The 12,951-nt window shown below is 59.4% G+C and carries 17 protein-coding genes and 1 other RNA gene; 10 read left to right on the top strand and 8 right to left on the bottom strand.

The genetic code is table 11. The annotated features are described in order from the left end of the window. Window positions 1–102: 102 nt before the first annotated feature. The 3 genes from HKX44_RS07735 to HKX44_RS07745 all read left to right on the top strand — a co-directional run bounded on the left by HKX44_RS07735 (window position 103) and on the right by HKX44_RS07745 (window position 1,620). Window positions 103–321 (top strand): hypothetical protein, encoded by a 219-nt coding sequence (locus HKX44_RS07735; RefSeq protein ID WP_276150692.1) that lies wholly within the window; start codon window positions 103–105, stop codon window positions 319–321. Between the two features lie 126 nt (window positions 322–447). After that, on the top strand, window positions 448–1,224 hold the full coding sequence (locus tag HKX44_RS07740; protein ID WP_276150693.1) for a Bax inhibitor-1/YccA family protein: 777 nt from the start codon (window positions 448–450) through the stop codon (window positions 1,222–1,224). A gap of 87 nt (window positions 1,225–1,311) precedes the next feature. Then, window positions 1,312–1,620, top strand: a complete 309-nt coding sequence (locus tag HKX44_RS07745; protein ID WP_276150694.1) for a DUF1272 domain-containing protein — start codon at window positions 1,312–1,314, stop codon at window positions 1,618–1,620. A 112-nt stretch (window positions 1,621–1,732) separates the two neighbouring features. On the opposite strand, the gene HKX44_RS07750 is transcribed toward HKX44_RS07745, so the two are convergent. The 7 genes from HKX44_RS07750 to gatC all read right to left on the bottom strand — a co-directional run bounded on the left by HKX44_RS07750 (window position 1,733) and on the right by gatC (window position 6,413). Next, window positions 1,733–2,287 carry an AAA family ATPase gene (locus HKX44_RS07750; RefSeq protein WP_276153702.1) on the bottom strand — a complete coding sequence of 185 codons (555 nt, stop codon included), beginning with the start codon at window positions 2,285–2,287 and terminating at the stop codon, window positions 1,733–1,735. A gap of 67 nt (window positions 2,288–2,354) precedes the next feature. Further along, window positions 2,355–2,522, bottom strand: coding sequence for a 50S ribosomal protein L33 (rpmG, locus tag HKX44_RS07755; RefSeq protein ID WP_013961079.1), 168 nt, complete (start codon window positions 2,520–2,522; stop codon window positions 2,355–2,357). Between the two features lie 192 nt (window positions 2,523–2,714). Continuing rightward, an RNA gene (rnpB, locus tag HKX44_RS07760) (RNase P RNA component class A) lies at window positions 2,715–3,132 on the bottom strand. Window positions 3,133–3,220: 88 nt separating this feature from the next. Further along, window positions 3,221–3,877 (bottom strand): N-acetylmuramoyl-L-alanine amidase, encoded by a 657-nt coding sequence (locus HKX44_RS07765; RefSeq protein WP_276150696.1) that lies wholly within the window; start codon window positions 3,875–3,877, stop codon window positions 3,221–3,223. 3 nt (window positions 3,878–3,880) lie between these two features. Next, the gene (locus HKX44_RS07770) at window positions 3,881–4,597 is read right to left on the bottom strand and encodes a hypothetical protein (RefSeq protein WP_276150697.1); all 717 of its coding nucleotides are present in this window, start codon (window positions 4,595–4,597) and stop codon (window positions 3,881–3,883) included. 41 nt (window positions 4,598–4,638) lie between these two features. Beyond that, window positions 4,639–6,126, bottom strand: a complete 1,488-nt coding sequence (gatA, locus tag HKX44_RS07775) for an Asp-tRNA(Asn)/Glu-tRNA(Gln) amidotransferase subunit GatA (RefSeq protein WP_276150698.1) — start codon at window positions 6,124–6,126, stop codon at window positions 4,639–4,641. Next, window positions 6,126–6,413: an Asp-tRNA(Asn)/Glu-tRNA(Gln) amidotransferase subunit GatC gene (gene gatC / locus HKX44_RS07780; RefSeq protein WP_276150699.1), complete on the bottom strand. Its 288-nt coding sequence runs from the start codon at window positions 6,411–6,413 to the stop codon at window positions 6,126–6,128. Before gatC ends, gatA begins: the two co-directional genes overlap by 1 nt. A 123-nt stretch (window positions 6,414–6,536) precedes the next feature. Here gatC and HKX44_RS07785 point away from each other — a divergent pair, with 123 nt between their 5' ends. Then, window positions 6,537–7,232, top strand: coding sequence for a metal-dependent hydrolase (locus tag HKX44_RS07785; protein WP_276150700.1), 696 nt, complete (start codon window positions 6,537–6,539; stop codon window positions 7,230–7,232). On the opposite strand, the gene HKX44_RS07790 is transcribed toward HKX44_RS07785, so the two are convergent. Beyond that, window positions 7,229–7,684 carry a nucleoside deaminase gene (locus HKX44_RS07790; RefSeq protein ID WP_276150701.1) on the bottom strand — a complete coding sequence of 152 codons (456 nt, stop codon included), beginning with the start codon at window positions 7,682–7,684 and terminating at the stop codon, window positions 7,229–7,231. The two genes, HKX44_RS07785 and HKX44_RS07790, sit on opposite strands and share 4 nt — an antisense overlap. Before the next feature lie 62 nt (window positions 7,685–7,746). Between HKX44_RS07790 and HKX44_RS07795 the strand changes: the two genes are divergently transcribed. From HKX44_RS07795 to HKX44_RS07820, 6 genes are all read left to right on the top strand, one after another. Next, window positions 7,747–8,589, top strand: coding sequence for a pseudouridine synthase (locus HKX44_RS07795; RefSeq protein ID WP_276150702.1), 843 nt, complete (start codon window positions 7,747–7,749; stop codon window positions 8,587–8,589). A gap of 137 nt (window positions 8,590–8,726) precedes the next feature. After that, the gene (locus HKX44_RS07800) at window positions 8,727–9,545 is read left to right on the top strand and encodes a TerC family protein (RefSeq protein ID WP_276150703.1); all 819 of its coding nucleotides are present in this window, start codon (window positions 8,727–8,729) and stop codon (window positions 9,543–9,545) included. 43 nt (window positions 9,546–9,588) lie between these two features. Next, entirely contained in the window at window positions 9,589–9,819 is a 231-nt protein-coding gene (locus tag HKX44_RS07805; RefSeq protein WP_276150704.1) for a hypothetical protein, read from the top strand. 3 nt (window positions 9,820–9,822) lie between these two features. Further along, window positions 9,823–10,710, top strand: coding sequence for a 5-bromo-4-chloroindolyl phosphate hydrolysis family protein (locus tag HKX44_RS07810; RefSeq protein ID WP_276150705.1), 888 nt, complete (start codon window positions 9,823–9,825; stop codon window positions 10,708–10,710). Window positions 10,711–10,741: 31 nt separating this feature from the next. Then, window positions 10,742–11,938 carry a toxic anion resistance protein gene (locus HKX44_RS07815; protein WP_276150706.1) on the top strand — a complete coding sequence of 399 codons (1,197 nt, stop codon included), beginning with the start codon at window positions 10,742–10,744 and terminating at the stop codon, window positions 11,936–11,938. A gap of 27 nt (window positions 11,939–11,965) precedes the next feature. Beyond that, window positions 11,966–12,901 carry a DUF2927 domain-containing protein gene (locus HKX44_RS07820; protein WP_276150707.1) on the top strand — a complete coding sequence of 312 codons (936 nt, stop codon included), beginning with the start codon at window positions 11,966–11,968 and terminating at the stop codon, window positions 12,899–12,901. The last annotated feature ends 50 nt before the right edge of the window (window positions 12,902–12,951 follow it).

The raw sequence follows: 12,951 nt of genomic DNA on the forward strand, positions 1-12,951 counted from the left end.
AGGGATAACAAACATTCGTTTTTATTATTGCCCGTGATCCGGCATATATCAAGCATCGAAATACAAATCATCAATACATCACGCGAAATGAAAGGTCACATCATGTTCCCCTCCTCCGTCCTTGCCCGCCCCGTTGACCGTTGCGCCAAAAACCCCGGCCTGTTTGCACGGGTTGCCGCCGCATTTGCAGTCATGCGCAGCCGCCGCCACCTCGCACAGCTGGACCAAGACCGGCTGGACGATCTGGGCATCAGCGCGGCATCAGCACAAAGCGAAGCAAATCGCCCGATCTGGGACGTTCCGGCGCATTGGATCAAATAATCTCCAATCTCGGCCCCATAAAGGCGTGTTATACCTTGTAAACTTGGCAACTAATTCCGATATTTGGTGCAATACACCCCACGCCCTGCGTGGGAACCAAACCCTTTTGCCAATTGGAGGTTTTTCATGGCTGACGTGAATACAATCCGGAGCACAGCCGGAACCCGCGCCGCCGACATCGACGCGGGGCTGCGCGCCCACATGAACAAAGTATACAGCACGATGTCGATCGGTATGCTGATTACATTTGCTGCCGCATGGGCCCTTGCCGGCCTTGCGGTCACCACAGATCCTGCCGCGGCCTCCGCGCAGTTGAGCGCTGACAAATACCTGACCGGCCTTGGCTATGCCCTTTACGCTTCACCGCTGAAATGGGTTGTGATGTTTGCACCGCTGGCCTTTGTTTTCGGCTTTGGGGCCGCGATTAACAAAATGTCTGCGGCCACGGCGCAAACCGTCTTCTATCTGTTTGCTGCCGTGATGGGTGTGTCGATCAGCTCGATCTTTCTGGTCTACACAAACAACTCCATCGCGCAGGTCTTCTTGGTGACCTCAATCGCCTTTGCCGGTCTGTCGCTCTATGGCTACACCACGAAAAAGGATATCTCCGGTTGGGGCAGCTTCCTGATCATGGGTGTGATTGGCCTGATTGTGGCGTCTATCGTCAATATCTTCCTGCAGTCCGGTGCCCTGATGTTCGCCATCTCTGCCATTGGTGTGCTGATCTTTGCAGGCCTCACCGCCTATGACACACAGCGGATCAAGACCGACTATATCTCACATGCGCACCACGGCGACACAGAGTGGCTGGGCAAGGCGGCCATCATGGGCGCGCTAAGCCTGTACCTGAACTTTATCAACATGTTCATGATGCTGCTGCAACTCTTCGGCAACCGCGAATAAGCGGCTTTCGCCAGAACGTCTCGAAAGGCCGGTCCCCCGTGGACCGGCCTTTTTCATTTCAGCGCTCCCATTTTCGAAAGGTCTGCGATGCTTGAACTGCGCCCCAACTGCGAGATGTGCGATTGCGATCTGCCGCCAGAGGCCACTAATGCCCGCATCTGTAGTTATGAATGCACCTTTTGTGCGACCTGCGTCGACACCGTGTTGCAGAACGTCTGCCCCAACTGCGCCGGCGGCTTTGTCCCGCGCCCGATCCGCCCGGCAATGGCGCGCCGCACCAGCACCAGTCGCCTGCATCACCCGCCAGGTGACAAGCGGCGCAGCCTGAAACACGATATGGATAATATCAAAGCATTGGTTGCCGCGACCAAAGACCTTCCGCCAGAGCAGCGCTAAAGCGTTCGACCTTTAACCTGAAGCATTTCGTATCCCCGCTGTCCCGAGAACGCGCAGCGTGGCAGGGTATTGGGGATTCATGTTTAAGGTCGGGCGCGATAACCCGGCGAGGTCAGGGCAGCCGGTCCAGCCAGGCCTGCACCTCACGCGGGTTGCGCAGATGCACCACAACCAGCCTGCCACCGGCGTCTGCGATCAATTTGACAATCTTTTCCCGCGCGTCATGGCGGGACTGCCAGATGAACCTGTAGAAGGTCAGTGTTTCCGGGTGCAGCCGTTCAACACAGCCCGGTGGCAGATCAGGCCGCGCCTTGCCCAGATAGCGGAACAGGCGCTTGGTGACCCGCCACAAACGGAGCCCCACCGGCAGGTCAAGCCAGATCAGCATATCCGCCCGTTCCATCCGGTTGCCATAGGTCACCGACATGCCGCCCTCGAACACCCATCTGTCCTGTTCTTCCACCGCCTGTGCCATAGGCAGTTTCTCGATCATCGGACGCTCTACCCAGTTTTCCTGCCAATGGATTTTATCCATGTGAAAAACCGGCAATCCCAGTCGCGGCCCCAGCAAACGCGCCAAGGTGGATTTGCCGGAACCCGGTCCGCCAACGATCATTACGCGCTTCGCGGAGGCGACAGCCATCATTGAATTTTCAGATTGAATCACAGCTCTAGCCCTAAAACGCAAAAAGCCGCGCAATTTGCGCGGCCCTGCGTAAAACGAAAGTCAGATCTTACTTGATCTTGCCTTCTTTGTACTCAACGTGCTTGCGCGCAACGGGATCGTATTTACGAATAACCATTTTTTCAGTCATTGTGCGTGCGTTTTTCTTGGTGACATAGAAGTGGCCTGTGCCCGCGGACGAGTTCAGACGGATTTTGATCGTGGTTGGCTTCGCCATGATAGTCTCTCCTGCTGCACCGCCACAGTTTTCGGGGATGCGTGAATTCTGAGCTTTGGCTTTTAACCGGATGCAGGTCCGAGTCAACAGCAAAAGCCCCGCTTGCCTGAAGCTTTGCGCCCGCGCGGTGGGGAACGGAAATTTTTGTAATTTCCTGATCGCTTTCTTTCAAAGAAAACGCCCCCGATAATTACACGCGGAAGACCTGTAAGCCGGATTTTGTCCCCCCCCGGGCCGAAACCCGAAGTTGGATGACCATTCCTCTGACCACAGTGTTGCCACTGCAGCTACAGCTGCCAACCCGAACCTGCTGGGGCAAAAGCAGCCCTGTCGCGACCCGAAGGTCAACCGACGCGCGGTCCCTATTTGGCATTGCTCCTGGTGGGGCTTGCCGTCACCGTCGCTGTTGCCAGAGACGTGGTGGGCTCTTACCCCACCGTTTCACCCTTACCCTGAATGGTTTCGGTTGCCCGACCTGTTCATGGCGGTCTGTTTTCTGTGGCGCTGTCCGTCGGGTTACCCCGCCCGGGCGTTACCCGGCACCGTTGCTTTTTGGAGTCCGGACTTTCCTCGATAACATTGCTGTCACCGCGGTCATCCAGCCTTCCGCATGTGGGGCGGGCCTAGCGCGTGAACATATCTGTCGTCAATGCAGCAAATGGCGCGCTACAGTATATAAGGCCAAAAAGAGGAGAGGCTCAGTTCGAGGGCAGTGTGTAATCCGCAAGCGTCAAGGGGCCCCGCCGCCAAGGTGCAGTGCGCAAGCGGGTGGTGGCAAGCAAGGTCTTAAATGGGGTATCTTGGGGATAGCCCGCCGCATGGGCGCAGGTTGCAAAGCTGTGTTCATCAAGGGTTGCAGGGGTCTGAGCCGCTGGTCTTGCTGCGAGCCCCTGCCGCGCCAGCCGCGCCCAGTCGAAATGCGGGCCGGGATCAATCTTGCGGCCCGGTGCCATATCCGAATGACCAATGACACCCGCCGGCGGGATGCTCCAGCGGTGCATGATGCCGGACAGCAGTGTTTCTAAAGCAGCCATTTGTGGCTCCGGGAAGGGGTGGCCGCCACTGTTATCCAGCTCAATCCCGATCGAGCGCGAATTGATGTCATCCTGTCCGTGCCATGATCCCGCGCCAGCGTGCCATGCGCGTTTGTCTTCCGGCACCAATTGGGTGACCGCCCCCGCCACGGAAATCAGATAATGCGCCGACACCTCTGCTTGCGGATCACACAGCCGTGTAATGGCGGCCTCTGCGCTGTGCATCGCGGTATAATGCAGCACCACCAGCGCGGGCCGCAGCCCGTCACGCCGTGGCCCGCAATTGGGCGACAGCCGCGTGGTGATCTGTGGCGTGGCCACCGCTTATCCCTGCTGGGTTGCCCGACGATAGGGTGCCGGATCCCAGCGGCAGGCATAGCCATCACCATCCGGATCCATGCCTTTGCGGTCCTTTTCCGGCCCCCCGCGCAACAGGAACTCCAGCTGCGCCTCGTCAGCGGTTGCGAATTCGGCGCAGGCGCGCTCAAACTTCGCCTGTTTGTTGAACCCGGACCGGCGATAGCGCGCCGTGCCGCGCGGGTGCGAGGTTTGCAGCGCATAAGCGACCACATTCGGCCCCGACCCTTCCCGGCTGGGCAGGGCTTCGGGTTGGATCACCTGATATTGTGACCGGTTGGCAGCAAGGCGGGCGGCATCTGCGTCAATGCTGCGCTGGCCTGAAACCGCGTCAAAGTTGTTCTCGTTCGAGATGCCCGCAGAATTCAGCACCGGCGGCGGATTGGACGGGCTGGCGTTCAATGGGGCAACACCGGAATTGGTAGCCGCATCATTGCCCAGACCATTCGGGCGGGTGGCATCAAGAACACGTGTGGTTTCGGCTGCGGTTGCTGCTGCTGATCCCAGCGGGGCCGCGGTGACAGAGGCCGGTGCCGGTACGCCGCTCAGCGCCGCGTCACGGCGTGCCCGTTCAGCGTTGAACTGATTGTCAAAACCCACACCGCGACCGGATTCAGGGATCGTAGGCTGGCAGGCGGCAAGAGCCACGCCAGCGGCGATAACAAGGAAACTACGTGTGTTCATGGGTCCTGCTTTGTCATTTTGACGATCTTATTGCCGCGGGTTTACCACCATTTCTCGGGCTTGGCTACAAATCCTGCGGCCTGTTCCAGCGCATAGGCGGAGGACAGCAGATCGGCCTCTTCCCATGGCCGTCCGATCAGTTGCAAGGCCATGGGCAGGCCTTTGTTATTCGTCCCGGTGGGTACCGCGATACCGGGCAGACCGGCAAGGTTCACAGTGACGGTGAAAACATCGTTCAGATACATCTGCACCGGATCGGCCTCGGCCATTTCGCCCAGTCCAAATGCGGCAGACGGGGTGGCCGGCGTCAGAATGCTGTCAATGCCCTGTGCAAAGACGTTTTCAAAGTCACGCTTGATCAGGGTGCGCACCTTGCGGGCGCGGTTGTAATAGGCGTCATAGAAACCCGCCGACAGCACATAGGTCCCGATCATCACACGGCGCTGCACCTCTGCTCCGAATCCTTCGGCGCGGGTTTTTTCGTACATCTCGGTGATGCCGTCGCCGTGGTCGAGTTTCGCCCGGTGGCCATAGCGCACACCGTCATAGCGCGCGAGGTTGCTGGAGGCCTCGGCAGGGGCAATCACATAATAAGCCGGCAGCGCGTATTTGGTATGCGGCAGGGAAATGTCGACGATCTCGGCGCCTGCATCCTTCATCATCGCGATGCCGTCCTGCCAAAGGGTTTCGATCTCCTCGGGCATACCCTCCATCCGGTATTCTTTTGGAATCCCGATTTTCTTACCACGCACATCCCCTGTTAGGGCCGCTTCGAAATTCGGCACAGGCAGATCAGCCGAGGTCGAATCCTTGGCATCATAGCTGCACATGGCTTCCAGCATGATCGCCGCATCCCGCACGGATTTGGTCATCGGGCCAGCTTGGTCGAGGGAAGATGCAAAGGCCACAACACCCCAACGCGAGCATCGGCCATAGGTAGGCTTGATCCCGGTAGTGCCAGTAAACGCAGCGGGCTGACGGATGGAGCCGCCCGTGTCGGTGCCGGTTGCAGCAAGGCACAGGTCCGCCGCCACAGCCGACGCAGAGCCGCCTGATGATCCACCCGGTGTCAGCGCCGCATCGTCATTGCCACGCCGCCACGGGTTGACCGCATTGCCGTAAACGGATGTTTCATTGGACGACCCCATGGCGAATTCATCCATGTTCAGCTTGCCCAACATCACCGCCCCTGCATCAAACAAGTTCTGACTGACGGTGCTTTCGTACTCGGGCAGGAACCCTTCAAGAATGCGCGAACCCGCCTGCGACGGCACACCTTTGGTGCAAAACAGGTCTTTGATGCCAATCGGCAAGCCACACATCGCGGGCGCATCGCCATCTTTCAGACGTGCATCGGCCTTGGCCGCCTGCTCCAGCGCAATCTCTGGGGTGTGGTGGACAAAAGCGTTCAACGCCCCTGCCCCGTCAATCGCCTTCAGACAGGCTTCGGTCAGCTCTTTCGACGTGGTTTCACCAGCACGCAGTGCATCGCGGGCTTCGGCAAGGCCCAGTTTGTTCAGATCGGTCATTATTCCACCACCTTCGGTACAGCAAAGAAACCTTCACGCGCATCGGGCGCATTCTTCAGGATCTTCTCCTGCTGATCCCCGTCCGTCACCTCATCCACACGGCGCTTCAGCCGCTGGGGAGTTACAGATGTCATCGGCTCAATACCTTCGACATCCACTTCGCTCAGCTGCTCAATAAACCCCAAAATTCCGTTGAACTCCTGCGCCAAAGCCGGAAGTGCATCCGGCTCGACCTTGATCCGGGCCAGTTTTGCCACACGCGCGGCGGTGTTTTCATCAATGGACATGGGGCTTCCCTTGCAGCGATCTCATTTTCCCTGCCAATACCGCCCCTAGCGCCCCCTCGCAAGGGGAGGCTGGTGCTTGAAGGCAAAGACGTTAAGATCGGGCCAAATCTTAGGGAGTTTTACATGAAAATCATCTGGCTTGGCCACGGCTCGTTCCGCTTTGAAATTGAGGATCAGGTTGTGCTGCTTGATCCTTGGCTCAACGGCAATCCCATGATGACAGAGGACCAACATGCCGCAGCCATCACCGGGGCCACGCATATTCTGGTGACCCACGCGCATTTCGACCACATTACGGATGTCGTCGCGATTTCAAAACAGACCGGCGCACCGGTATCGGGGATGTACGAGCTTGCACAATTCCTGGCCGCAGAGGGCGCTGTGGAAGGTCAGGCCTTTAACATGGGCGGCACCATTGCAATTGGCGACAAAGTATCGGCCAGCATGGTGCCCGCCTCGCATTCATCATCAGCCGATGTGGCGAACACCCGCCGCTATATGGGCAATGAGAGCGGTTTTATCCTGCGCGGTGAGGGGCATAGCCTCTATATTTCGGGCGATACAGGCATCATGGCCGACATGGACTGGATCGGAGATTTCTACAAACCCGACGTCGGCATCCTGTCCGCGGGCGGGCATTATACAATGGGCATGGCCGAGGCAGCCTATGCCGCGAAACGCTATTTCGACTTCAAGACCGTGATCCCCTGCCACTACCGCACCATGCCCGTTCTGGAACAATCCGCGAAAGTGCTGGCCGACGGGCTGCCTGGGGTCAATGTCGTCGAACCGGAGGTCTTGCAGGCCATCGAGGTTTAACCGCCTCTTTTCCCCGCAAAAAATGCCTTCAGCATTTTTTCGGACGCGGCAGCATTTATCCCGTCATAGACTTCGGGCGCGTGATGGCACTGGGCATGGGCAAACACCCGTGCCCCCTGCGCCACGCCGCCGGATTTGGGATCACCCGCCCCGTAATACAGCCGCCCGATCCGGCTGGCCGCAATCGCGGCGGCACACATCGCGCAAGGTTCCAGCGTCACATAGAGGTCATGCCCGATCAGGCGCTCCGACCCAAGCGCCGCACAGGCCGCACGGATCGCCAGCACCTCGGCATGGGCCGTGGGATCACTTAACTCGCGGGTCCGGTTGCCAGCCTGTGCCACCACCAAACCCGCAGCATTGACCACAACCGCGCCCACCGGCACCTCGCCGCGCCCGCCCGCTGCCTCCGCCTCGCGCAGGGCCACATCCATGTAAGATCGAAATACCATTGCACCACCGGACCGCAAACCACGCCCTTTCGCAAGTCCGTCAAAGGCGCTAAGGCAGGCTTATGAATGACACACCCCATACCGACAAGCCCGATACCGGCACACCCAAGGGCGACCGCATCGCCAAGGTTCTGTCGCGCGCAGGCGTTGCCTCGCGCCGCGAAGCCGAACGGATGATCGAAGCCGGCCGCGTCAGCGTCAACGGAACACAGATCTCCTCGCCAGCGCTGAACGTCACCGACAAGGACCGGATCAGCGTCGACGGCAAACCGCTGGCCGAACCGGAACCACCGCGCCTGTGGCTTTATCACAAGCCAACCGGCCTTGTGACCACCACCCGCGACGACAAGGGACGCCCCACAATCTATGATGATCTGCCCGCCGACATGCCGCGGGTGATGAGCGTCGGACGGCTTGATCTCAACTCCGAAGGCTTGCTGTTGCTGACCAACGACGGCGGCATCAAACGCCAGTTGGAACTGCCAAGCACGGGCTGGCTGCGCCGCTACCGCGTGCGGGTGAACGGCCGCCCCTCGGACGAAGCGCTGGAACCTCTGCGCAAGGGAATCACCATCGAAGGCGAGAAATTCCTGCCCATGGCCGTGACGCTGGACCGCCAGCAAGGGGCAAACGCATGGCTGACAATTGGCCTGCGCGAAGGCAAGAACCGCGAAATCCGCCGCGCCATGGATGCCGTCGGCATGTCGGTGAACCGGCTGATCCGCATCAGCTATGGCCCCTTCCAGCTGGGCGAGCTGAAACAAGGCGAGGTCGAAGAGCTGCGCCGCAAAGTAGTACGCGACCAGCTGGGGCTGGTGTTGGAGGACAATACCGGCACCGCCACGAAAAAGCCGAAAGCCGTGCAGCACGGATCGCGCAAGCGGCCCGGAAAACCGCGCCGCTGACAGCGCAGCCAGTCAGGGAAACAGGCCGGAAACCCCCGCAATTTCCGGCCCCCGCTGGCAAGCCGTTTGCAAAATTCCCCGTTCCCTTCGCCTGGCAATCTCCGTAAACACGCAGACAACACAAATGCGGAGCCCCCATGACCGATCTTCTGACACTTGAAAACCTTGGCAATTTGCTGGTGCTGTGCTTTTTGCAGGCGGTACTGGGCTTTGATAACCTGCTCTATATCTCGATCGAAAGCCAACGCGCACCGGTTGCCCAACAAGCCGCTGTGCGCCGCTGGGGCATCATCATCGCCGTCGCCCTGCGCATCGTGCTGTTGTTTGTCATCATCCGTCTGCTTGAGGCGATGTCGGAACCCTTCTTTATCCTCAATTGGGAGGGTGTGATCACCGGCGGCGTCAACTTTGCCACGCTGGTCTTCATCATCGGAGGTGCCTTCATCATGTACACCGCGGTCAAGGAAATCGGACATATGCTGTCGATTGAACACCTGGACACCGACGTCGAAGCTAAATCAGGCAAGTCCGCCACCCAAGTGGTCGCTTTGATCGTAATGATGAACTTGATTTTCTCATTTGATTCAGTGCTTTCCGCCCTTGCGATCACGGATGTCTTTATCGTTCTGGCGACCGCTATCATTCTGTCGGGCATCGCCATGCTGGTGCTTGCTGACAGTGTTACGCGGTTTCTGGAATCCAACCGCATGTACGAGGTTTTGGGCCTGTTCATCCTGTTGATCGTCGGCATTGTCCTGCTGGGCGAGGCCGGTCAGGCCGCAGCCCACGCCATGCACGATCCCGATCTGGCCCTGCGCTTCTTCGGCTACGAAGTGGTGCCGATGTCCAAAACCACCTTCTACTTCTCGGTTGTCGTTTTGGTCGCCGTCGAGGTGATCCAGTCGGGCTATACCCGCAAACTCAATGCAGAGCGGCGCACCGGCACACGTCACTAGCGCCGGTCCGCCGGAACACCTATGTTAACCCCAGAGAGGGACCATGGCCCGTTTGCTGTTCATTTTGATTGCCGTCGCAGCCTGTGTTGCACTGGTTGTCATATTACACGCACTCTGGACCGCTATCACACAAGCAGGCCGCGACAGGCTGAGCCCCGCATCGGGGATAACAAAGGGACAAGTCATGGCATCATCCGGCATTCAAAAGGCCGCCTATATCGCGTTGATCGTTGTCCTGTTTGGCGCGGCTTCCGGCTGGCTCGGAGGGCTTTAAGCGATGGCGCAACGTTTTGGCGGCAAATACAGCCCTGACGGCGACAACAGCCCCCCCGCCGAGCAACGGCGGCGGCGCGTGCAGGTCAACCCGGCTGGCGGACGCAGCAACGTCATGTTTATCCCCGCCATTCCGCTGGTCGCCACGACCTTGGGGGATGGTGCCGTGCCAATGACACTGGGGCTGGCCGGTGCCGGTCTGTGGACCCTGTCGGCATGGCTGCTGCGCGAGGGCTTGATGGCACATGCCGCCTTTGAGGACCGCAAGGTCGCCCGCCGCCCGGCCCTGCCCCGCAAGATTTTCGCAGCCGTCGGTTTCGGGTTCGGCACCGCGCTGGCCGTCATGGCGCATCAGAACACCGCGGACATCCTTTCCCCGCTGCTGTTCGGCATCTGCACCACCGCGCTGCATTTGGCCGCCTTTGGCATCGACCCGCTGAAATCCAAGGGCATGGAGGGCATCGACACCTTCCAGCAAGATCGCGTGGCCCGTGTTGTCGATGAGGCCGAAAAACACCTCAGCGCCATGACAGACGCACTGCTGCGTGCCGGTGATCGTCAGGCCCGTGCCAAACTGGAAGATTTTCAGGACGCGGCCCGCACCCTGATCCGCACAGTCGAAGAAGACCCGCGTGACCTGACAGCCGCCCGCAAATATCTTGGCGTCTATCTGCAAGGGGCGCGCGATGCCTCGATCAAATTTGCCGATATCTACAGCCGCACCCAGGATACCGATGCACGCAACGACTACATCGCGCTGCTGGATGACCTGGAACAGAATTTCGCCGCCCGCACCCAGAAATCGCTGCTGGATGACCGCAGTGACCTGACCATTGAAATCGACGTGCTGCGCGAGCGGCTGTCGCGTGAAGGGGTGCGTCTGGAACGCTGACCCCTCCCATCACTTTAAGGAACCGGAATACATGTCTGACACCGTAAGAGAAAAAGCCGCCCAATCCATCGCACTGGTTGAAGAGGTGACCGCCGTTGTCCTGCCCGAACCGATGCAGGCAAACGAGATTGTCCCGCTTGAAAAGGCCGACAAACCCTTGGGCGATGAGATCAAGCGCCGCATGGCTGAGATTGACATGGGCGACACCCAGTCGATTGTTTCTTTCGGCTCTGCCGCTCAGGCCGAGTTGCAGGAAATCAGCCAGTCCATGCTGGCCGATGTACGCAACAAGGATGTCGGGCCGGCCGGCGACTCACTGCGCAATATCGTCACCACCATCCGCGGTTTCTCTGTGTCGGAACTGGACGTGCGCCGCGACCGCAGCTGGTGGGAAAAACTGCTGGGCCGCGCCGCGCCCTTTGCGAAATTCACCGCCAAATTCGAAGAAGTTCAGGATCAGATCGACCGCATCACCGACAACCTGCTGAGCCACGAACATACGCTGCTCAAGGACATCAAGTCGCTGGATATGCTCTATGAAAAGACATTGCAGTTCTATGATGAACTGGCGCTCTATATCGCAGCTGGCGAGGCCAAGCTGGCCGAACTGGACGCAACTGCCATCCCCGCCAAAGAGCAAGAAGTCGAAGCCGCCCCCGAGAATGACGCGGTGATGGTGGCACAGGAACTGCGGGACATGCGCGCCGCGCGTGACGACCTGGAACGCCGTGTGCATGACCTCAAACTGACGCGTCAGGTGACCATGCAATCGCTGCCGTCTATCCGTCTGGTACAGGAAAACGACAAATCACTGGTCACCAAAATTAATTCGACCCTCGTGAACACCGTGCCTCTGTGGGAAACCCAACTGGCACAGGCCGTTACGATCCAGCGCTCTGCCGAGGCCGCAGTTGCGGTGCGCGAAGCCAATGATCTGACCAACGAGCTGCTGACTTCGAATGCCAAAAACCTGCGCGACAGCAACAAAATCATCCGTCAGGAAATGGAACGTGGTGTGTTCGACATCGAAGCCGTGAAAAAGGCAAATGCCGATCTGATCGGCACCATCGAGGAATCGCTGCAAATCGCCGATGAAGGCAAAGCCAACCGTGCTGCCGCCGAAGTCGAGCTGAAGGAAATGGAAGCCAAACTGCGCGACACGCTGGCCGCTGCCAAAGCCAAAAAGACCGGCCTTGGCGATACCACAGCCGGCTCCGTTTCAGGCTAAGCACAGATGACGCGGCGGGCCCCTGATATGATCCGGCGTTGGGGCGTGGCAGCTTGTGCCGCGTTCCTTGCCTCTTGCGCGGTTGAACCGCCGGTAACGCCGGTCAAAAAACCGCAAGCGCGACCCGCCGTTGTCGCCCCCCCCCCGGTTGTCGCCAAACCAACCTCGCAAGAAAGCGCGAGATTGCGGCAGTACTTCAATCAGGTGGAACGGGCTCAGCGCAGTCAGGGCCTGTTGCGCGTCGATGGTGGTGGCTCCGACACACCGTTTACCGCCGACATGCTGGCGCGCAATTTTGAACAGATTGCCTTCTTTAACGAATACGACGGCAATTTTTCCGGCCGTGGCGGGGCCAGCCCGCTGCGCCGTTGGTCCGCCCCGGTGCGCATGAAAGTGATCTTTGGCCAAGGGGTGCCGCCCTCACAACGCACATCCGATCGGAATGCGGTCAACAGCTACGCCCGCCGTCTGGCGCGGGTCACGGGCCATCCGGTTGCAACCAAGGGCGCGCCAAACTTTATCGTAATCATTGCCTCCGAAGATGACCGGGCCGAGACGCTGGCACAGGCCGCCGCCAGCGTGCCGGGCATTTCGACCAGCTCGCTTGTGGCGTTCCAGAATATGCGCCGCGACACCTATTGCGCCGTAGCCGCTTTTGCCGGCGGGGCGGATGACACCACCTATACGGCTGCTGTGGCGGTGATCCGTGCAGAAAACCCCGATCTGCTGCGCCTGTCCTGCATCCACGAGGAACTGGCTCAAGGGCTGGGCCTGGCCAATGACAGCCCCGCCGCGCGCCCCTCGATCTTTAACGATGACGACGAATTCGCCTTGCTGACCGACCATGACGAATTGCTGCTGAAAATGCTCTATGATCCCCGACTGCACAGCGGCATGAACGCCAAAGACGCAGCCCCCCTAACCCGCATCATCGCACGTGAATTAACGGGTGGGCCATTGTAACCCCTTCCCGAGTTTTCCGCGCTAAGAAACTGACGTAAAGGACCAATCAC

It is taken from the genome of Sulfitobacter sp. M05 (assembly GCF_029285175.1).
Taxonomy (GTDB): Bacteria; Pseudomonadota; Alphaproteobacteria; order Rhodobacterales; family Rhodobacteraceae; genus Sulfitobacter.

What these genes read in the sequence shown, in the direction of transcription:
- HKX44_RS07820 (WP_276150707.1), top strand. Translation starts at nt 11,966, where the DNA reads ATGATCCGGCGTTGGGGCGTGGCAGCTTGTGCCGCGTTCCTTGCCTCT.
- HKX44_RS07805 (WP_276150704.1), top strand. Translation starts at nt 9,589, where the DNA reads ATGGCCCGTTTGCTGTTCATTTTGATTGCCGTCGCAGCCTGTGTTGCA.
- HKX44_RS07735 (WP_276150692.1), top strand. Translation starts at nt 103, where the DNA reads ATGTTCCCCTCCTCCGTCCTTGCCCGCCCCGTTGACCGTTGCGCCAAA.
- HKX44_RS07815 (WP_276150706.1), top strand. Translation starts at nt 10,742, where the DNA reads ATGTCTGACACCGTAAGAGAAAAAGCCGCCCAATCCATCGCACTGGTT.
- HKX44_RS07810 (WP_276150705.1), top strand. Translation starts at nt 9,823, where the DNA reads ATGGCGCAACGTTTTGGCGGCAAATACAGCCCTGACGGCGACAACAGC.
- HKX44_RS07800 (WP_276150703.1), top strand. Translation starts at nt 8,727, where the DNA reads ATGACCGATCTTCTGACACTTGAAAACCTTGGCAATTTGCTGGTGCTG.
- HKX44_RS07745 (WP_276150694.1), top strand. Translation starts at nt 1,312, where the DNA reads ATGCTTGAACTGCGCCCCAACTGCGAGATGTGCGATTGCGATCTGCCG.
- HKX44_RS07770 (WP_276150697.1), bottom strand. Translation starts at nt 4,597, where the DNA reads ATGAACACACGTAGTTTCCTTGTTATCGCCGCTGGCGTGGCTCTTGCC.
- HKX44_RS07785 (WP_276150700.1), top strand. Translation starts at nt 6,537, where the DNA reads ATGAAAATCATCTGGCTTGGCCACGGCTCGTTCCGCTTTGAAATTGAG.
- HKX44_RS07795 (WP_276150702.1), top strand. Translation starts at nt 7,747, where the DNA reads ATGAATGACACACCCCATACCGACAAGCCCGATACCGGCACACCCAAG.
- HKX44_RS07790 (WP_276150701.1), bottom strand. Translation starts at nt 7,684, where the DNA reads ATGGTATTTCGATCTTACATGGATGTGGCCCTGCGCGAGGCGGAGGCA.
- rpmG (WP_013961079.1), bottom strand. Translation starts at nt 2,522, where the DNA reads ATGGCGAAGCCAACCACGATCAAAATCCGTCTGAACTCGTCCGCGGGC.
- gatA (WP_276150698.1), bottom strand. Translation starts at nt 6,126, where the DNA reads ATGACCGATCTGAACAAACTGGGCCTTGCCGAAGCCCGCGATGCACTG.
- HKX44_RS07740 (WP_276150693.1), top strand. Translation starts at nt 448, where the DNA reads ATGGCTGACGTGAATACAATCCGGAGCACAGCCGGAACCCGCGCCGCC.
- gatC (WP_276150699.1), bottom strand. Translation starts at nt 6,413, where the DNA reads ATGTCCATTGATGAAAACACCGCCGCGCGTGTGGCAAAACTGGCCCGG.